Consider the following 19,908-nt stretch of genomic DNA (forward strand, 5'->3'; position numbering starts at 1 on the left):
TTCGCGGCGGCCGCGGCGGCCTGCGCCGCCTCCGCCTCCGCGGGCAGGTTCGGGGCCGCGCCCTGCTCGACGCGGCGCACGCGCCCGGTCAGGTCGGCGCCCACGGTGGCGATCTCCGGCTCGTCGACCACGCCGAGGTGGTCGCCGTGCAGCTGGACGATCGCGAGGTCGTCGACGATGGCGGCCCAGCCGCCGTCCGGGTTGATGCGGGCGTAGGCCGGCTCGAGCTCGATGGCGCCGTCGTGCATGCGCTCGGCGCGGTAGAGCACCACGGGCACCGTGACGTCCGCCCACACGCTCAGGTCGAGGCGGTCGAGGATGCGGTTGTCCGCGAAGCTGGCGCGCTGGTGCTCGAGCACCCCGGCGGCCAGGCCGTGCTCGGCCGGGTCGGCCTGGGCGAGGTACTGGCCGAGCATGCCCAGCACCGCGTCCTCGCCGGCGGACTCGAGCAGCTCGGTGGGCACCGGGAAGTCGAGGCCGTAGGTCTTCTTGGCGAAGGCGGCGTAGCGGCCCCAGCGGGCCTTGGTCTCCTCGAGGGTGTCCGGGGCCGGCTCGGCGGGCTGCACGGTGTCGAGCAGCGCGATGAGCGCGACCTCGACGTCGGAGTCCTTGAGCTGGTGGGCGACCTCGTAGGCGAGCGCCCCGCCGAAGGACCAGCCGCCGAGGACGATCGGGCGGCCGTCGGCGATGCGGCGGATGTCGTCGAGGTAGGCCGTGGCGCGCTCGGCGAGCGGGCCCTCGAGGCGCTCGATGCCGTAGACCGGCACGTCCTCGGGCAGGCGGCGGGTCAGCGGCTGGTAGACCGCCGAGTTGCCGCCGGCCGGGTGGAACATGACCACCGCGGGGGCCTCGGAGCCCTCGGGGCGCTCGCGCAGCACGCGGACGTTACCCTCGACCGGGCTCTCCAGCCCGGCGCGCACGAGGTCGGCCAGCGCGGCCACGCTCCCGGCGGCGGTGACGTCCGCGGCCGAGACCTCGATGCCGGAGCGCTCGGTCAGGCGGTCGGCGATCTTGCCCGCGGTGTCCGCGTCGATCGCGGGCAGCGGGTGGGTCACGCCGGCGACGGCGGCGCCGGTCATGCCGGCCCAGGTGCCGAAGGCCATGCGCTCGGCGGCGTCGCGCGGGGCGACGGCGGTGACGGCCTCGGCCTTGGTGTCGGCGGCGGCGTCCGCACCGGCGGCGTCGTGGGCATCCTTGGCGTCCTGGCTGTCGACTCCGGCGGCGTCGTGGGCGTCAGCGCCCTCGGAGTCCTGTGATTCAGCGTCGGCCTCGGTGTCGGCCTTGGGCGCGGCAGGCGAAGCCGCCGCGCCGTTCTGGGCGACGAGGTCCTCGACCATCTTGATGACGTCGGCGACGGAGGCGTCGCGCAACGCCTGGACCTGCAGCGGTGGGATCTGGAAGTCGTTCTCCACGCGGTTCTTGATGCGCATGCCCATCAGGGAGTCGAGGCCGAGGTCGATCAGCGGCAGCTCGACGGGCAGGTCGTCGACGTCGTAGCCCATCGACTCGGAGACGATGGCGCGCAGACGCTGCTCGACGGACTCGCCGCTCTCGGGGTCCCAGCGCGAGGCCGCCGGCGCCGCGGAGGGGTCGACGACGGGCTCGTCGGCGGCCGGGGCGGCGACGGGGGCGACGCCCAGGTTGGACTGCGCGACGTCGGAAATCCCGCCCAGCCCGGCGGCCAGGGCGAAGCCCTCCGCCACGCGGTGCGTCACGCCCGCCTCGGAGACGGCGTGCACCTCGACGTCGAGCCCGCCGAGCGAGCGGGTGACCACGGTGGTCACCTCGCCGGCGGCCGGCAGGGAGCCGGGCTCCTCGCTGGCGACCAGGCGCGCCTCCGGGTCGACGGCGGCGGCCGCGGCCTCGAGCAGCGCGACGGTGCTGGGCACCTCGGCGGCGTCGGCGGCGAAGGCCACCGTGCCGCCGGGCAGGGTCACCCGGTTGCCGGGCAGCCCGGCGCGCGAGCCGGCCGAGGGGCGCGCGGCGGTCCAGAAGTGCTGCGGCTTGAAGGGGGCGCCCGGGGCCGCGGCGGCCTCGCCGGAGCCGTGCAGGCCCAGCAGGTCGACCGGGGCGCCGGCGACGTACATCTCGGCGAGCAGGTCCCGCATCGACTGGGCGGTGGGCACCTTGCGCTTGAGCGCGAAGAGCAGCTTGGCGTCGCCGCGGCCCACGGAGAAGGCCGTCTTCATCAGGCCCATGATCGCCACCGGGTTCGGGGCGATCTCCACCATCGTGGAGTGGCCGCGCTCGAAGGCGAGGCGGGTGGCGTCCTCGAACCAGACGGAGTGGCGGGTGCAGCGCAGGAAGTACTCGGCGTCGTGCGGGGCCTCGCCGGGCTCGTAGACGCGGCCGCGGTCGACCGAGGAGAACAGCGGCACGGTGATCGGGCGGCCGGTGACGCCGAGGATCTCGGCCTCGAGCTCGCCCATGATCGGCTCGAGCATGCTGGTGTGGCCCGCACCCTTGACCTTCAGGGCGCGGGCGAACTTGCCCTCCTCCTCGAGGACGGCGACCAGGTCGAGCACGGCCTGGCGCGGCCCGCCGACGGTGAGCATGCCCGGGGCGGTGTAGACGGCCGGCTCCACGCCGGCGAACCGCCCGTCGGCGGCCTGGCGCTCCTCGAGCTGCTCGGCGGACAGTTCCACGACGGCCATCGCGCCCAGCTGGTCCTCGCTGAGCGTGCGCTCGCCCTCGCCCATCAGGCGGGCGCGGTGGCAGGCCATGAGCATCGCGTCGTGGGCGTCGACGCCACCGCAGGCGTAGGCCGCGGCGAACTCGCCCATCGACATGCCCATCACGGCGGCCGGGCGCACGCCCAGCTCGGCGAGCAGATCGGTCAGCGCGATCTGGATGGCGGTGATGGTCACCTGGGCGGTCTCGAGGTCGTAGGTCTGCCCGTCGTCCTCGATGATCTCGCGCATGGACCAGCCGGACTCGAAGCGCACGGTCTCGTCGAGCTCGTCGATGCGGGCGGCGAACAGCGGCGAGAGGGCGCACAGCTCCTTGGCCATCTTGCGGTGCTGGGAGCCGAAGCCGGAGTAGACGAAGACGGGGCCGGCGGCCGCCGGGGCGTCGGCGGCGCGGATGCCCACGGAGACCACGCCGTCGGCGACCTTGCGCAGGCGGTTGACGGCGGTCTCTACGGCGTCGGCGGCCACGATGGCGCGCGAGCGGCCGTGGTTGTGGCCGGCCAGGGCGCGCTCGAGGGCGACCAGGTCGGTGTCCGGGTTCGCCTCGAGGTGGTCGGCCAGGGCGGCCGCGGCGGCCCTGCGCCGCGAGGGCACCAGGCCGGAGACCGGCAGCAGGACGGTGGGGTCCTCCGGGTCGGCCAGCTGGGCGGTGTGCCCGCCGGCCTGGAGGTTCGGGTAGTCGGCCGGGTCCCACTCGGCGAGGACGACGTGGGCGTTGGTGCCGCCGAAGCCGAAGCCGGAGACGCCGGCGACCATGTGCCCGGAGTAGGCGGGCCACTCGCGCGGGTCCTCGACGACCTCGAGGTGCTCGGCGTCGAAGTCGATGAAGTGGTTGGGCGCGGAGAAGTTCAGCGAGGGCGGCAGGGTGCGGTTCTGCATGGCCAGCACGACCTTGATCAGCCCGGCCGAGCCCGCGGCGGACTCGGTGTGGCCGAAGTTGGTCTTCGCCGAGCCGAGCAGCAGCGGGTCGAAGGGCTCGCGGCCCGCGCCGAGCACCGCGCCCAGGGCGGTGGCCTCGATCGGGTCGCCGAGGATGGTGCCGGTGCCGTGGGCCTCGACGTAGTCGACGGTGGCCGGGTCCACCCCGGCGTCGGCGTAGGCACGGCGCAGCACGTCGACCTGCGCGTCCGGGTTCGGGGCGGTCAGGCCGTTGGAGTGGCCGTCGGAGTTGACGGCCGAGCCCTTGATCACGGCGAGGATCTCGTCGCCGTCGGCCACGGCGTCGGCCACGCGCTTGAGCACGAGCACGCCGGCGCCGTCGCCGCGCACGAAGCCGTCGGCGTCGTCGGAGAAGGCGTGGATGCCGCCGGTCGGGCTGATCACGCCGAGCTCGGCGAAGGCGGTGGACACGAACGGGGCGGCCATGATGTTCACGCCGCCGCCGAGCGCCACGTCGGCCTCGCCGGAGCGCAGCGCCTTGACGGCGTCGTGCACGGCGACCAGGGAGGACGAGCAGGCGGTGTCGACGCTGACCGAGGGCCCGCGGAAGTCGAAGGCGTAGGAGACGCGGTTCGGGATCACGGAGCTGGAGGTGCCCGTGAGCGCGTAGGGGTGCGCCTCGGCCGGGTCGGCGGTGATGAGCATGCCGTAGTCGTTGTTCGACGAGCCGTAGAAGACGCCGACGGGCTTGCCGCGCAGCTCGTTGGCCGGCAGGTGCGCGTCCTCGAGGGCGCGCCAGGTCAGCTCGAGCATGATGCGCTGCTGCGGGTCCATGTTCGTCGCCTCGAGCGGGGAGAGCCCGAAGAACTCGGCGTCGAAGGAGGCGATGTCGTCGAGGTAGCCGCCGGCCATGTTGAGCTCGGAGAGCTTGCGGCTGACGGTCTCGTCGCCGGCGTACTCCGACCAGCGCCCGGCGGGCGGTTCGGTGGAGGTGCCCGAGCGCCCGGAGACCAGCAGGTCCCACATCTTCTCGGTGTCGTCGGCGCCCGGGAAGCGGGCGGCCATGCCGACGACGGCGATGTCGTGGTGCTCGGGAAGGGAGCTTGCCGACGCCGCGGTGCCCGGCGCGGGCGCGCCCGGCACCGTCGGGCGGGCGGTGGCCGGGCCGCCGGTGACGACGTGGCGGGCCAGGGCCGCGATGGTGGGGAACTCGTAGGCGACGGTCGCGTCCAGCCGGGTGCCGGTCAGCTTCTCCAGCTGTCCGGACAGGACGACGACGTCGCGGGAGGACAGCCCGAGGTTCTCCAGGGGCTTGTCGTCGCCGATCTCCTCGGGTGCCAGGCCGGTCTGCTCGGCGACCCAGCCGCGCAGCCAGTCCTGCATCTCCTCGACCGTCATTGCGGCTCCGCCTCGGGCGTCATCCATTGAGCGGGTGTCCTCCGTGTCCGTCGTGTGTTGCGGGGTGGCCGGCGGGCCACGTCCTGATGTTGATGGTACTAACCCCCGTTATCGCACGGGCGCCCGGCGGCCGTGACATTCCGGAGGTCACGGGGCCGGGCGCCGGTGCGGTCGCGGGGTGCTTCCTCAGCCGCGCTCCGCGAGGTAGCGCTTGGCCGCCACGCGGCGGGCGATCTTGGCCGAGGAGCTGCGGGCGATGGTGCCCGGGTCCTGGACGCGCACCTCGGTGGGCGCCACGCCGTGGGTGTGGCTGACCGCGGCGCGGATGGCGCCCACGGCGGCGGCGTCGCCGGCCGGGTCGGCGTCGTCGGCGCGCTCGGCGAGCACGATGAGCTCCTCGACGTCCTCGCCGGGCACCGAGAAGGCCGCCACGGCGTCGGAGTTGACCTGGTCGGTGGCCGCGCCGACGGTGTACTCGATGTCCTGCGGGTAGTGGTTGCGGCCGGCGACGACGATGAGGTCCTTCAGGCGGCCGGTGATGTAGACCTCGCCGTCGACGACGGCACCGAGGTCGCCGGTGGCCATCCAGCCCCCGTCCGGGGCGTCGGCCGCGTGGCCGCCCTCGTCGAGGCGGCCGGCCAGGGTGTTGTCGAAGGTCGCGGCGGTGTCCTCCGGGCGGTCGAGGTAGCCGGCGGCGGCGTTCTCGCCGTGGGTCCACAGCTCGCCGATGGTGCCGTCGGCGACCTCGGTGCGGGTCTCCGGGTCCACGACGATCAGGCGCTGCGGCTCGACGACCTGACCGTTGGAGATGAAGGTCACGCCGTTCTCGGCGTCGCGGTCGACGAACTCGACGCGGCCCTCGGCCAGCGCGTCGCGGTCGAAGCGGGAGATGACCGGGCGCTCCGGGTTCTGCGGCGTGGTCACCAGCAGCGAGGCCTCGGCCAGGCCGTAGGAGGGACGCAGCACGCTGCGCTCCAGGCCGTAGGGGGTGAACGCCTCGATGAAGGACTCGATGGAGCGCTCAGTGACCGGCTCGGAGCCGACGATGATGCCGTCGAGCGCGCTCAGGTCGAGCGACTCGCCCTCGGCGGGCATGCCGTAGCGCACGGCCAGCTCCAGGGCGAAGTTCGGCACCACGGTGTAGACGTTGACGTCGCCGTCCTCGCCCTCGGTGCGGTCGAGCTGGCGGATCCAGCGGCCGGGGCGCTGGATGAAGTCGCGCGGGGCCATGATCTCGTTCTGCAGGCCGAGGATGGTCACGAAGGCGGCCAGGATGATGCCCATGTCGTGGTGCAGCGGGATCCAGGCGACCAGGCGCAGCGGGGTCTTCAGCTGGGCGGCGCGGAAGATCTGCAGCACGTTGGTCAGGATCGAGCGGTTGGTCAGCTGCACGCCGGCCGGGGTGCGCGTCGAACCGGAGGTGTACTGCAGGAAGGCGGGCAGGTCGACCGGGGCGGCCGGCGGCTCGATCCCGGCCGCGGCGGCGAGCTCGGCGGGGTTCTTCCAGGCCTCGGCCAGCGAGTCCGGCAGGGCGTCGACGGCGATGATGCGCGGGCGCTCCGGGCCGGGGCGGTCGGCGAAGTAGGCGCGCACGGCGCGCGCGGAGGCCGAGTTGGTCAGCACCACGGAGGGCTTCGAGTCGTCGAAGACGGCGCGCAGGTGCTCGGCGTGGCCCGGCTCGTTGGGGTCGTAGAGCGGCACGGGGATCAGGCCCGCGTAGAGGGCTCCCATGAAGGAGAAGATGTACTCCGGGGAGTTGCCGGCCAGGATGGCGACGCGGTCACCGGGGCCGGCGACCTGCTGGAGGCGCCCGGCGACGGCCTTGATGCGGGTGTTGACCTGGGTGCGGGTGTACTCGGTGGCGGTGCCCTCGAGGCTCTCCGAGAAGTCCCAGGCGCGCAGGACCACGCGGTCCCCTCCCCCGGCCGCGACGTCGGCCTGGTAGAGCAGCTCGCCGAGTCCGGCCAGCGTCAGCTGCGGGACGAGGGTGATCTCACCCTTCTCGTTGAAGAACCGGCCCATTGCCGCGGTCAGATCCATCGCTTCTCCTTTTGGGCTCGTGGCCGAGCCCCTCGGTCGGTGTCGGGGTCCACGGGGCAGATCGCGCCCCTCGGCCGATTTATTACTTTGACGAAGAAAATAGCATGTGGCCCACCGCAATGTCCGGGAACCCCGGCGCCCGGCGCGTTCCATACCGGGCCGGGTTCAGCGCCCTTCCGGGCACCCGGGTCAGGAGTCGATGAGACCCTGCGCCCAGCCGATGAGCCACTGGTCGGTGGTGGTGCCGGGCACCACGTGCTCGTTGTAGGCGTAGAGCGCGTGGACGCCGTTGGCCTCCACGAGCTCGCGGGCGCGGCCGAGGGCGTTGCCGACGTCGCGCGGGGCGTCGCAGATGCCGTCGTCCGGGGCGCAGATGTCCATGGTGCGGTCGTTGAGCTCGCCGAAGCCGCCGACGCGCTCGCCGCGCATCGTCGCGCCCGGCACGATCGGCTGGACCAGCTTGCTCAGCGGCGCCAGCGCCACCTCGGCGCCCACGCCGGAGACCTGGGTGCCGGGCACCACGCCCACGCCGGGCACGCGCCGGCCGTCGGCGACGACGGCCGCGCCGCGCACCCGCTCGGCGGGGATGATCCCCTGGCCGGTGCCGATCTCGGCGACGACGTCGCCGACGATGACCGCGCCCTGGGAGAAGCCGGCGAGCACGAAGTCGGTCTGCGGGCACTGGTCGTGGGTGAGCTTGAGCTCGCCCTTGAGCTTGGCCGTGCCCTCCTGACGGGACTCGTCGTAGCTCATCTCGTGGTCGGCGTTGATGTTGCGGAACTGCGCGGTGTACGGCAGCGTCCACACCTTGACCTGGTCCTCGGGGTAGCGCTCCTGCAGGGGCGCGGAGACCTTGAGCATGAAGGACTCCGGGTTGGCCTGCGGGTGGATCGGGTCGTCGTCCGGGGCCGACTCCCAGGTGCCGGGCGCGGAGATGAACTCCACCGCCGGGCACCAGTCGGGCTGGCCGGGCGTGTCGCCCTCGCCGAGGGTCTCCGTGGGCTGCGGGCCGGTCCCCGGCCCGTCGGCCTCACGGGTGTTCTGCCACCGCACCACCCCGGCGCCGATGAGCAGCACCACGGCGATGACGGCGATGACCGTCAGAGTCTTTCTCATGGGTCAGCAGTATTCCGCACGCGCGGTGTCGACGAGTAACTGCGCAGCGTCCTGCTGGTCCAGGTCGGTCTTTTTCTGCTCGACGAGCTGGCCGGCCACGGCCTCGGCCGTCACCCGGCCGCCGTCCTCGTTGTCCTCGGCGCAGACGGTGCGCGCCAGCCCGACGAGCTGGTCGGCGTCGTCGGCGGTGCGGATGCCCTTCTCGTCGAGGGCCTTCAGGTAGTCGCCCTCGGCCGGGTCGGCGGCGGGCGCCCCGCTGGGCACCTCGTCGACCTCACGGGCGCCGAGGTCGCCCTCGGCCTCGTCGCCGCCGCGGTGGGACCCGGACTTCTGCGACGTCGTCTCCGACGCGCCGTCCTTGTCCTTGTCCTTGTCGTTCTTGTCCTTGTCGTTCTTGTCCTTGTCGCCGTTGTCGGTCGCGGAGGTCGAGGCCTCCGGGGCACCGGTGGCGTCGGAGTGCTCGACGGTGGCCTCGCCGCCGCAGGCGGCGAGGGTCAGGCAACCGGCGGCGCACAGGGCCGCAAACGTGCGGCGCGCGGGCTTCGTCAATCGTAGGGACACGCTCAGTCCTCCTTGACCACGCCGTTGGACTGCGAGATCCGGCCGTGCTCGAAGGAGACGGACTCGCCGCCGCCGGGCAGGTTCTTGTGGTCCTCGGTCGGGTAGCCGTACTTGCCCTGCTCCCACTGGTGCTTGCCCCAGGCGTCGAAGATGCCGCCGTAGCGGATGAAGTGGGCGCCGGTGTCCGGCGACCAGTAGATGTTGCCGTTCTCGAACTCCTGGAAGGCGCCGCCCTTGATCAGGTACTCGTTGCTCTTCGGGAAGCCCAGCTCGCTGCCCGGGCCGTCCATCTCGCCGTACTTCTTCGCGATCAGGCCGCGCACCCAGTAGTTCTTGCCGGCCTTGTCGCGCACGAGGTAGCCGCCCTGGAAGGCCTGGATGATGCCGCCGTCGCGCTCGACCGGCTCACCGGTCGGGTAGCCCAGGTCACCCTTCTCGTAGCCGGTGGTGCCCCAGTGGCGGAACATGTCGCCCGGGATGGCGTGGGCGCCGGTCTCGGGGGTCCAGTAGATCGAGCCGTGCTCGAAGTGGACGAAGCGGCCCACCCCGTCCGGGGCCGTGAGCTCGCCGGTCTTGGGGAAGCCCAGCCAGGAGTTCGCACCGCCGAGCTCGGCGTAGCGGGCGTTGATCGCGCCGAAGAGGGCGTGGGCGCCGGTGTCCGGGGACCAGTAGGCGGTGCCGCCGCGGAAGTCCTGGGCCTTGCCGCCCTCGCCGGCGTCGTACTCGTTGTTCACGCAGGAGCCGATCACGCCGCCGCGGGTGGCCTCGGCGATGGCGCCGACGGGGGCGCAGTCCGCGCCGCGGCCCTCCTCCGGCACGCCGAGGGTCTCGGCGATGTAGGGCCAGGCCTGGGTCATCTCGAACTGCCAGTACTCCCAGGAGTGCACGCCGGAGGGGCGGAAGTGCACGACCGGCTCCACGCCGGCGGCCTTGGCGCGGTTGACGAAGGTCTCGCTGGTCATGCGCGAGATGACCTCGAGGCCCATGCCGGCCAGGTTGCCCTGGGCGCGGCCCAGCGCGTCCTCCTTGCCGCTGCCTGCGGAGACGTAGACGGTCTTGCCCTTCAGGGCCTCGATGCCCAGCTTCGGGTCGTGGTCGATCCAGGCCTGGGAGCCGTCCGGGCCCCACATGGCGGTGGTGTTGTAGCCGCCGGCGTCGGTCTGGGCGGCGCGGATGGCCGTGGGCATGCCCGGGCTGGTGGTGTCCAGGTAGCCGGAGAAGGAGCCGACGAACTTGAACATCTCCGGGTTGCGCTCGGCCAGGTTGACCGCCGCGGTGCCGCCCATGGAGATGCCGACCACGGCGCGCTCGCCGTTGGAGCGGTAGCCGTTGCGCAGCACCGGGATCAGCTCGTCGATGAGGAAGGTCTCCCACATGTAGTGCTTGCCGTTGTCCGGCTCCAGCCAGTCGGAGTAGAAGGAGGACTCGCCGCCGACGGGCAGGATCACGTTGACGTTCTTGTCCGCGTAGAACTGCTCGATGTTGGTGTCGATGGTCCAGCCGCTGTGGTCCTCGCGGGCGCGCAGGCCGTCGAGCGCCCAGACCTCCGGGAAGGTGGCCTCGGGGTTGGTGTGCCAGTCGCGGGCCAGCAGCATCTGGACCTGGATCGGCTTGTCCGGCATGGCGGCGGACTTGATGTAGATCGCGATGCGGCGGTTGGTCAGCCAGTCGACGTGGTCGATCGAGACGCCCTCGGGCAGCCCCTCGATCTGCGGGTACTCCGTGCGCACCGGGGAGCGCTCCGGCTCGCCGCCGCTCGGCGCGATGGAGTCGGTCAGGCTGCTGCCGCTGGAACCGGGGATCGCGGACTGCGCACCCGCCACGGGGGCGAGAGCGGCCGCGGTCGCCAGGCTCACCGGGATGGCGGTGGCGGCGAGGAAGAGGGAACGTCGCCAGGAGGCGCGGTGGAGCTTGTCACGCATGAGCTGTCCTTAAAGTGTCTTTCGCTGGTGTCCGCTTGGGTGGTCTGCCCCGTGCGCGGGCGTGCGCGCACGTCGACTCGCGACCCGTCGTGGCGGTGCGGCCCCGGAGGTTCCCCTCCTCCGGGACGTCGCCTGTCCGGATCCGGGTCAGGGCCCGGTCCGCTAGGTCGCCATCAAGTTTAAGTACAACTTGAGAGTTTGGGAAGTGACACGCGGAGGAAACCGCAAGAACTTCTGCATGCGAAAGGCGCCGGCACGCGAAAGGCGCCGCCGCCCCGGGGGGACGACGGCGCCTGGGCACCGGCGGCGGACGGCGGAGCCGCCCGGCGCGGTCAGTGCGCGTTCATGACGTCGAGCACGCGGCCCTTCGTCTTGTTCATCTGGTCGCCGAAGTTGGCCCAGTTGTGCAGGCCGGTCTCCGGGTAGTCCGCGGTGAAGTTGATGCCCTGGGCACGGGCCTTGGCGTCCCACGCCTGGGTGGACACGCGCGAGGCGGCCTCGAGCGCGGCGCCGGAGGCCTGGTGCTCCGGCAGGTAGCCGGCGTCCTGCGGGCCGGCGACACCGGTGGCGGCGGAGATGTAGACGTCCGTGTTACGCAGGCCCTCCATGTTCAGGAACGGGTCGTTCTCGAAGCGGCGGGGGCTGAGCACCGAGCCGTACATGTTGTTCAGGTTGTACAGACCGGCGTCGAGCAGCGCGGCGCGCATCATGGTCTGCCAACCCGGCATCGTGGTGGTCAGGTAGCCGGAGAAGGACAGGGCCTGGCGGTACTGCTGCGGGTGCTTGGCGGCGAGGGTCAGCGCGGCGGTGCCGCCCATCGACAGACCCAGGATCGAGTTGTTGTCGCGGGCCACGCCGAAGTTGCCCTCGAGGTAGGCCGGCAGCTCGGAGGTCAGGAAGGTCTCCCACTGGTAGTTGACCGGGTTCTCCAGGTCGTAGGTGGCCGGGCCGTTCCAGTCCGCGTAGAAGGAGGCCGCGCCGCCGACCGGCATCACGAGGGTGATGTTGCTGTCCGCGTAGGTCGCGGCGGCGTTGGTGTCCACCAGCCAGGCGTTGGAGACCTCGGTGGCGCGCAGGCCGTCGAGCATGTAGAGGCCGGCGTTGCCGCCGCGGCCGGAGGGCTGGATCTGGACGGCGATGTTGCGGCCCATCGCGTCGGACCAGACGTCACAGCGCTGGACCCAGAAGCCCACGCCGTCCCAGTCGCAGGTGCCGGTGGCGTCCGGGCGCAGCCAGTCACGGTTGCCCTGGGCCTGGGCGACGCCGCCCCCGGCGACCATGAGACCGGCCGCCGTGGCGAGCGCGGCGACGCCGGCGACGGTCTTGCGACCGGCGTGGCGCAGAGTGCTCAGTACAGACATTCTGGGATTCTCCTTGGTTCGGCGATCCGCCCTCGATCGGCGGCGGGAACCCGACTGGTGCCGGGCGTCCCCCGCTCCATCGGCGGAACTCGGTGCGGTGTTACACGTGGCTGAGCCCCGCGGCCTGGCGCGCCGGGTGACCGGCGCCGGCCGGGGGATTGTTTGGTTGGCAGTATAGGGCAGCTCCCAGCACGAGAAAAGTTGAATTTTATCTTCCCGTGACCGTTTTGTGACTTAACCAGGGGGTTACCCGTACCGGCGCGCCGCTTTCCGACGCCGCGCGGGGCGCGCTTCAGCGCGCCCAGCGAGCGGCCATCGGGTCACCGTCGGTGTGTACCTCGACCGGCCACGCGACCCGCGGCCGCTCCCCTGCGGCAGCGTCGGGGAGCCCGGCGGCGGCGTCGGAGCCGACGTCGAGGTAGGTCCGCGGGTCGGGGTCGAGCTGCAGCGTGCGCCCGCCGGTCAGTGCGAAGCGGACGTTGGCCCGGAAGCGCTGCGCGCTCATCGGCTCGCGGTAGGAGGCGAGCAGCTCCGCGATCTCCGCGTCGCGCAGGGCCGCGCGCGCGGCGCGGGTCTCGTCGGCGTCGACGAAGTGCGGCAGGATCTCCAGGTCCGCCCCGCCGTCGGCGAGCTGCCACTCCGCCGGGAGGTACTTGTCGTGGCCCACGCGCCCCTCGGGGATCTCCGGCTGACGCGCCGCCAGCGGCGTGGCCAGGCCCACCGTGTCGAGCACGCGCACGTCCAACGGGACATTCATGCTGGTCATCCCGAGGTTGAGCATGTAGAGCGTCGTCGGGGCCCCGGCCAGGTCCCGCGGCGTGCCGTCCGCGCCGTCGGTGCGCGGGACGGTGACCCAGTCGTAGCCGCGGCCCCCGTCCACCGTGATCTGCATGACCTGCGCGTCATTTTCGCTGCGGGCCTCGGCGACCGCCCCAGGGAAGCCCTGCATCGAGCCGATGGCCAGGAAGTCCTCCGCGCACCGCGGCGGGTCACCCGGCTCGCGGCCCGAGACGGTGGTCCAGAAGGCGCGTTCGTCGACGATCTCGAGCTCCCCGTCCGCCTCCGGGAGCTCCCAACGGTGACCCGCGAGCACGACGACGAGCGCCCAGACGGCGAGGCCCGTGCAGGCCAGTCCGGTGGCGAGCACGCCGAGCCGGTCCGGGCGGTCCCGGTCGAGGACGGGGACGACGGCCACGGGCAGCAGCGCGGCGAAGAGCGGCAGCAGCCACATCCGGCCGTGCATGAAGTCGCCGCCGACGCGCAGCACATAGGCACCGTGCAGCGCCGCGCACGCGAGCACCACACCGACGGCGACGGCCGGGCGGCGCGCGGCGGCGCGCCGCGCCCACGCCGCACGGACACCGCGGGCGGGGACCGACGCGGCGTCGGCAATTTCACGCCGGCCGCGCGCCCGTACGGCGAACCAGGCGCCGAGGGCGATGAGCACCAGCGCCGGCAGCCACAGCTGGTAGGCGACGATGAAGTCGCGGGCGTAGTCGAGGCCGGAGCCCCAGTCGGAGCCCGAGGCGCTCTTGGCCACGGCCGTGTGCGGGGTGAGCAGGCCGTAGTAACCCATGCGGAAGATCTGGTAGGCCACCGGCAGCGGCAACCCGCAGGCCAGCACGAGCAGCACGCGGCGCCAGTTCGCGGCGGCGATCAGGAGCAGCAGGCCGACCACGCCGCCGTAGAGGGCGAGCTCGGGGCGCACCAGCCAGCTCAGCCCCGCCCAGCAGGCGAGCACGCCGACCAGGCGCGCGGACGCCCCGGCGCGGGTGGCCCAGCGGGCGAGCAGCCACCACAGCACGCCGAGCCAGGCCAACGAGAGACCCCACTCGAGGCCGGAGGTGGCGAAGTCGCGGGCCGGCGGCAGCGCGAGGTAGACCACGAGGCCGGCGGGGACGAGCACGAGACCGGCACGGCCGGCGCCGGCGCCGCGGTACATCCGAGCGGCGCCGAGGGCGGCGAAGAGGACGCCTAGGACCGTCAGCGCGAGCGCGAGGGCGGTGGCGACGCGCTCGAGGCGCCAGTCGGTGACCTCGGCGCCGGCCCAGATGAGGTACTGCCACAGCACCGAGGTGTTGGTCTCCACCCGCTCGCCGGCGTTGAAGACCGGCCCGTTGCCGGCCATGAGGTTGCGCACCGTGCGCAGGACGATGAGGCCGTCGTCGCTCATCCAGCGCCGGACGTACCCGCCCCAGAACATCAGCGCGGCGGCGAGCACGCCGGAGGCGGTCGCCGTCGCGGCGGTCAGCGGGACCGCGGTGCGCCGGCCCGGACGGTGCTTCACAGTGCGGGGACGAGGTAGACGGCAACGGCCATGCACGCGATCCAGGCCAGCGCCAGGGTCTGCAGCACGCGGTCGGTCAGCGCCAGCTCGTCGGGCGCGCCGCCGTCACCGCGGTCGACGTCCGCGGCGTAACGCAGGATCGCGATGGTGAACGGCACCATCGAGACCTGGTACCAGATGCCGGCGGCCCCGGAGGCCTGCCCGGCCATCTCGAAGCCCCACAGCGAGTAGGCGATGACCACGGCGGTGGCGGCCAGCGTCCACACGAAGCGCAGGTAGGTCGGGGTGTAGCCCTGCAAGGCCTTGCGGATCTTGGCGCCGGTGCGCTCGGAGAGCAGCAGCTCGGAGTAGCGCTTGCCCGAGGCCATGAACAGCGAGCCGAACGCCATGACCAGCAGGAACCACTGCGACAGCGAGATGCCCGCGGCCACACCACCGGCCATCGCGCGCAGCATGAACCCGGAGGAGACCAGCGCGATGTCGATGACGGGCTGGTGCTTCCAGCCGAAGCAGTAGCCCAGCTGCAGGCCGATGTAGACGGCGACGACCAGGGCCAGCTGCGCGCCCGCCGTGGCGAGGAAGGACAGGCCCACCGCGCCGACGATCAGGACGACGGCCATCGCGTACGCCAGGCCGACCGGCAGGACGCCGGCGGCGATCGGGCGGAAACGCTTGGTCGGGTGGGCGCGGTCGGCCTCGACGTCGCGGGCGTCGTTGATCAGGTAGATCGACGAGGCCGCCAGGCAGAAGACGACGAAGGCCAGGGCGACGTCCGCGAGGGTGCGCGGGTCGGTCAGGGCGTCCGCGCCGGCGGCCGCGGGGGCGGCGACGACGAGGACGTTCTTGACCCACTGCTTCGGGCGCAGCGCCTTGACCATGCCCTCGGCGAGGTTGCGCGGGGGCCGGCGCTTCTTCCTGGTGTCGACGCCCTCGGTGTGGGGCTCGGAGTCGAAGATCCGCTGCTCTGGCTGATGTGTCACCTTGTCCGTGCCTTCCTGTCGGCTTGTGCGTCGACGGCGCTGACCGCCTTGGCGGTCGCCGCCCCGATCGCGGCCCCGACGGCCGTGTCGACGGGGAAGTGCACGCCGAGCACCATGCGCGAGACCATCATCACGGGCACGCCGAGAAGCGGCAACCGGTTGCCGGTCAGCTCGGCGACCGAGACGAGCGCCGCGGTGGTCGAGGTGGCGTGCGAGGAGGGGAACGACAGTTTAGAGGGGGTGCCCACGCCGACGGAAATCCGCGGGTCGTCCGGGCGCGGCCGGCGCACGACGCGCTTGAGCGCGACGCTGGCGGCGTGCGCGAGGAAGGCCGAGGCCCCCACGCGCAGCCAGGCGCGGCGGCGCGGCGCGTCGAGGGCGGCGCCGGCGGCCGAGAGCCCCAGCCAGCCGAGCGCGTGCTCGCCGAAGTGGGAGAGCCCGCGGGCGGTGGGCAGCACGCCGGGGACGTCGGCCACGGCCCCCTGCAGGGCGACCAGGGCGTCGCTCTCGCGGGCGCGCAGCTTCTTCAGGTCGATCAGGCTCACCGGAAGATCCTCCCCCAGGCGGTGCGGCTGGTCAGCTCGGGCGCGGCGGCGCGGTACTGGGCGCGCAGGCGGTCGAAGTTCTCGCGCAGCTCCCGGTGCAGCGCGAAGGTCTCCTTGACCAGCTTCTTGGCCAGGTCGCGGTCGCGCTTGCGGAAGACGACGTTCTTGCCGTCGGCGGTGGTCACCGTGGCGCCGTCGACGCGCGAGAGGGAGAACCAGCGGGCCTCGTCCTTGGCGAGATTGAGCTGGGGCACCTCGTGGGCGGCCGGGTCGGCGGGCTTGAGCGAGTGGGCCACGCCCTTGAGCAGCCACGGGATCTTCTTGATCTTGGCCAGGCGCCCGCCGATGTTCTGGGTGGGCACGCCGGGCGCGCCGGTGGCGCGCGGCAGGGCGGAGGCGGCCGGCAGCTTCTGGGCGTCCGGGTACTCCGAGCGGATCTTGTTGATGCGCGGCAGGGAGGACTCGAGGATGTCGAAGAGCCGGTCCGGGCCGGCCAGGAAGTCGCGCATGGCCTCCAGCTGGATGGCCAGCGTCGAGTACTCCAGGCACATGGCGTGCTTGAAGGTGGTCTTGCGCAGCGAGCGGATGATGCCGTCGACTCCGCCGTCGTGGTGCAGGGCGGCGACGATCAGGCGGTTGCGCAGGTGGAAGTAGGCCTGCCAGTCGATCGCGTCGTCCTTGTCGGCCCAGGACATGTGCCAGATGGCCACGCCGGGCCAGGTGGCGGTCTCGAAGCCGCGCCGGGCGGCGCGCAGCGAGTACTCGGTGTCGTCCCACTTGATGAACAGCGGCAGCGGCTGGCCGGTGGTCTCCGCGACGACGCGCGGGAACAGGCACATCCACCAGCCGTTGTAGTCGACCTCGATGCGGCGGTGCAGGTCGCGCGAGTTCGGCACCTCGGGGCGGTCGCCCGGCTTGCCGAGGTCGTTCATCGGGTTGCGGGAGAAGTCGTGGTCGTAGTGGACGTGCGGGGCCGGGCCCCACATGAAGTCGCCGCGGTTGACCACCTCGCCCATGGTGCGCAGCTCGGCGCGGTTGAGCAGATTGAGCATCTGCCCGCCGATGATGGTCGGGCGCGCGGAGTAGCGGGCGACCTGGACGGCGCGCAGGATCGAGTCCGGCTCGATGGCGATGTCGTCGTCCATGTAGAGGATGTAGGGGCTGCCGTGGTCGGCCTCGCCCTCGCCGTCGACGCCGCCGAGGGCCTCGAACATGATGCGCGAATAGCCGCCGGAGCCGCCCAGGTTGCCCTGGCGGAACTCGTGGAAGCGCTCGCCGAAGTGGGCGGTGATCTCCGCGTAGCCGGGCTCGTCGGCCGGGTGACGGTCGCCCTGGTCGGGCATGAGCACCGCGTCGATGATCTCGTCGACCTCGGGGTCGGCGGCCAGGGCCTCGAGGGCGGCCACCGCGTCGGTCGGGCGGTTGAAGGTCGGGATGCCGACGGTCACGCGGCGCTCGAAGGGGCCGACCTGGGTGCCGTCGGGCATGGTCTGCGGGCCGGGGGCGACCGGGGCGTACCAACCGCCGTCGGAGAGGGTGACCTCCGTCTCCGCGGTGACGTCGAACCAGTACCAGCCGCCGTCCTCGAAGGGCGCGAGCGTGAGCTCGAAGGCGGCGGTGCCGTCGGTGACCACGGCGGCGTCGACGGCGATGCGCCCGCCGTCGGGCCGCGAGCGGTAGACGTCGATGCGCGCGGTGCCGGCGACCTCGAGCTTGAGGATCACGCTGTCGAGCTGGGAGTAGCGGCGCCAGTAGGAGGCCGGGAAGGCGTTGAAGTAGGTCTCGAAGCTGAGCTCGTCGCCGGCCGGGACGGTCACGGAGAGGCGGTCGGGGAAGCGCACCCGCCCGCCCGAGGAGTCGGTCTCCATCAGGTAGAGGGTGCGCACGTCGCCGGGCTCGCCGAGCCGCGGCAGCAGGAGGCGCTGCAGCTTTTCGACGGCGCGGCCGACGGCCTGAGCCGCGGCCTCGGTGGCGCGGTCGGCCGACTGCGGGGTGCTGGAAGCGGATTCGCTCACGGTGCTCAGTCTCGCCTTTCGGGTCGGGGGTCGGCGGGCGCGGGTGGGACGGGCGACCCTTCCGCGCGGTGTACCTCGTTAAAGGGTAGCCGCTGGCGCGGCGCGCACCGTCATCAAACACGCCGCGACCCCCGGTGCCGCGGTGAGCGGCCCGGGGGTCGGGGGTCGGGGGTCGAAGGCTTCGACTTCGCCGGCGGGTGCCGGGGTGCTGCGGATCAGGCCGCGAGGGCCGCGCAGTCGTTCTCGACGGAGTGCAGGACGTGGACGTCGGCCATGCCGGCACGGTCGGCCAGGCGGGCGACGGCCTCGCGCTCGATGAGCACGGTCCGGAACATCGTCACCGCGTCCTTCTTGGCCTCGACGGTTTCATCCAGCACGCGGTCCACGAGCTGCGCGCCGAGGTCGTCGTCGAAGCGGGCGTGCAGGTCCTCTCGGAGGCTGTTGATGAGAGTGTTGGACATGTTGGTCACCGCTCCTTTCGTTGTGGTTAATTCTGCGGTGTTGCTTTGTTAACTTACCGTTAACCTAGCGGGTGAAGTCCAGCCGGTCAAGCATTTCCGTCGAACTTCTCCGGAAAACTTTCGCTTCCGGCCGGTCACCCGGTGAGAACTTCTCGTTCCCTCTCCGTTAACCTGGTGTTCACTTTAACCGACGGCCATAGGTTAACGCAAGGTTAACTTTGCAGGTGAGGTGCGTTCGCCCGTCTCCGCGCCATATGGCTCACGTCACATGCGTCCCGTTCACCCCGGATCACGCCCCCTCCCCCGGCGTCGACCCCACGAGACGCCGAAGGGGCACAGGCCCGCGGCCCGTGCCCCTTCCCTGTCCCCCTGGGGAACGCCGACAGCGCCCCCGGACCGGCGCCGACGCCCCGTTCCCCGGGAGGGCGCCGAAGGCGTCCTGCCCTAGTGCCCGCGCGGCTGGGCGAGCGGCTTGCCCTCCTCGAAGAAGGGCACCAGCAGGTTGTCGAACATGCTCAGCGCGCTGCCGATGGCCATGTGCATGTCGAGGTACTGGTAGGTGCCCAGGCGGCCGCCGAAGAGCACCTTGTTCTCCTCGGACTCGCGCGCGGCGTCGGCGCGGTAGGCCTCGAGCTTCTCGCGGTCCTCGGGCGTGTTGATCGGGTAGTAGGGCTCGTCGCCCTCCTCCGCGAAGCGCGAGTACTCGCGCATGATGACCGTCTTGTCCTTCGGGTAGCTGCGCGCGCGCTCCGGGTGGAAGTGGCGGAACTCGTGGATGCGCGTGAAGGGCACGTCGGCGTCGTTGTAGTTCATCACCGGGGTGCCCTGGTAGTCGCCCACCGGCTCGACCGAGGTCTCGAAGTCGAGGGTGCGCCAGCCCAGCCGGCCGTGCGCGTAGTCGAAGTAGCGGTCGAGCGGGCCGGTGTAGACCACCGGCGCGTCCGGGTTCTCCGCGCGCAGGTTCTCCGCGATGTCGAAGAAGTCGGTGTCGAGGCGGACCTCGATGAGCTCGTGGTCGGCCATCTTCTCCAGCCACGCGGTGTAGCCGTCGACGGGCAGGCCCTCGTGGATGTCCGTGAAGTAGCGGTTGTCGAAGGTGTAGCGCACGGGCAGCCGGGAGATGATCGAGGCCGGCAGCTCGGTCGGGTCGGTCTGCCACTGCTTGGCGGTGTAGTGCTTGACGAAGGCCTCGTAGAGCGGCTTGCCGATGAGCGCGATGCCGCGCTCCTCGAGGTTCTGCGCGGCCTCGGGGTCGAGCCCCTCGGTCTGCTCCTTGATCAGCTCGCGGGCCTCGGTCGGCGAGTAGTAGCGGCCGAAGAACTGGTTGATCAGACCCAGCCCCATCGGGAACTGGTAGGCGGTGCCGTCGTGCATCGCGAAGACGCGGTGCTGGTAGCCGGTGAAGTCGGTGAACTGGTTGACGTACTCCCAGACCCGCTCGTTGCTGGTGTGGAACAGGTGCGCGCCGTAGCGGTGGATCTCGATGCCGGTCTCGGGCTCCGCCTCGGAGTAGGCGTTGCCGCCGAGGTGCGGCCTGCGCTCGACGATGAGCACGCGCTTGCCCAGCTGGCTGGCCGCGCGCTCGGCGACGGTGAGTCCGAAGAGGCCGGAGCCCACGACGATCAGGTCATAGTTGCTCATGGCACCCAAGCT

At 72.1% G+C, this 19,908-nt stretch carries 11 protein-coding genes and 1 pseudogene; all 12 read right to left on the bottom strand.

Annotation, left to right across the window (positions count from 1 at the left end):
- Positions 1-77 precede the first annotated feature (77 nt).
- Positions 78-4,967, bottom strand: a pseudogene (pks13, locus tag CFRA_RS10745) (polyketide synthase Pks13); the annotation flags it as partial.
- Between the two features lie 186 nt (positions 4,968-5,153).
- Positions 5,154-7,007 carry a FadD32-like long-chain-fatty-acid--AMP ligase gene (locus tag CFRA_RS10750; RefSeq protein WP_075664654.1) on the bottom strand — a complete coding sequence of 618 codons (1,854 nt, stop codon included), beginning with the start codon at positions 7,005-7,007 and terminating at the stop codon, positions 5,154-5,156.
- Positions 7,008-7,196: 189 nt separating this feature from the next.
- Positions 7,197-8,123: a cutinase family protein gene (locus CFRA_RS10755; protein WP_075664655.1), complete on the bottom strand. Its 927-nt coding sequence runs from the start codon at positions 8,121-8,123 to the stop codon at positions 7,197-7,199.
- Positions 8,124-8,126: 3 nt separating this feature from the next.
- Positions 8,127-8,684: a DUF732 domain-containing protein gene (locus CFRA_RS10760; protein WP_075664656.1), complete on the bottom strand. Its 558-nt coding sequence runs from the start codon at positions 8,682-8,684 to the stop codon at positions 8,127-8,129.
- Positions 8,685-8,686: 2 nt separating this feature from the next.
- Positions 8,687-10,606, bottom strand: coding sequence for an alpha/beta hydrolase-fold protein (locus CFRA_RS10765; protein WP_075664657.1), 1,920 nt, complete (start codon positions 10,604-10,606; stop codon positions 8,687-8,689).
- Between the two features lie 332 nt (positions 10,607-10,938).
- The gene (locus CFRA_RS10770; RefSeq protein WP_075664658.1) at positions 10,939-11,967 is read right to left on the bottom strand and encodes an alpha/beta hydrolase; all 1,029 of its coding nucleotides are present in this window, start codon (positions 11,965-11,967) and stop codon (positions 10,939-10,941) included.
- Positions 11,968-12,259: 292 nt separating this feature from the next.
- Entirely contained in the window at positions 12,260-14,170 is a 1,911-nt protein-coding gene (locus CFRA_RS10775) for an arabinofuranosyltransferase AftB family protein (protein WP_483862411.1), read from the bottom strand.
- A gap of 80 nt (positions 14,171-14,250) precedes the next feature.
- A complete protein-coding gene (locus CFRA_RS10780; protein WP_075664659.1) occupies positions 14,251-15,234 on the bottom strand; it encodes a decaprenyl-phosphate phosphoribosyltransferase in 984 nt (327 codons plus the stop codon).
- The gene (locus CFRA_RS10785) at positions 15,231-15,779 is read right to left on the bottom strand and encodes a phosphatase PAP2 family protein (RefSeq protein WP_415684400.1); all 549 of its coding nucleotides are present in this window, start codon (positions 15,777-15,779) and stop codon (positions 15,231-15,233) included. Before CFRA_RS10785 ends, CFRA_RS10780 begins: the two co-directional genes overlap by 4 nt.
- On the bottom strand, positions 15,776-17,707 hold the full coding sequence (locus CFRA_RS10790; RefSeq protein WP_075665027.1) for a glycosyltransferase: 1,932 nt from the start codon (positions 17,705-17,707) through the stop codon (positions 15,776-15,778). Before CFRA_RS10790 ends, CFRA_RS10785 begins: the two co-directional genes overlap by 4 nt.
- Before the next feature lie 302 nt (positions 17,708-18,009).
- Positions 18,010-18,255, bottom strand: coding sequence for a three-helix bundle dimerization domain-containing protein (locus CFRA_RS10795; protein WP_075664660.1), 246 nt, complete (start codon positions 18,253-18,255; stop codon positions 18,010-18,012).
- Positions 18,256-18,699: 444 nt separating this feature from the next.
- Positions 18,700-19,896 carry a UDP-galactopyranose mutase gene (glf, locus tag CFRA_RS10800; protein WP_075664661.1) on the bottom strand — a complete coding sequence of 399 codons (1,197 nt, stop codon included), beginning with the start codon at positions 19,894-19,896 and terminating at the stop codon, positions 18,700-18,702.
- Between the last annotated feature and the right edge of the window lie 12 nt (positions 19,897-19,908).

The sequence above is a fragment of the Corynebacterium frankenforstense DSM 45800 genome (genome assembly GCF_001941485.1).
Classification (GTDB): Bacteria; Actinomycetota; Actinomycetes; order Mycobacteriales; family Mycobacteriaceae; genus Corynebacterium; species Corynebacterium frankenforstense.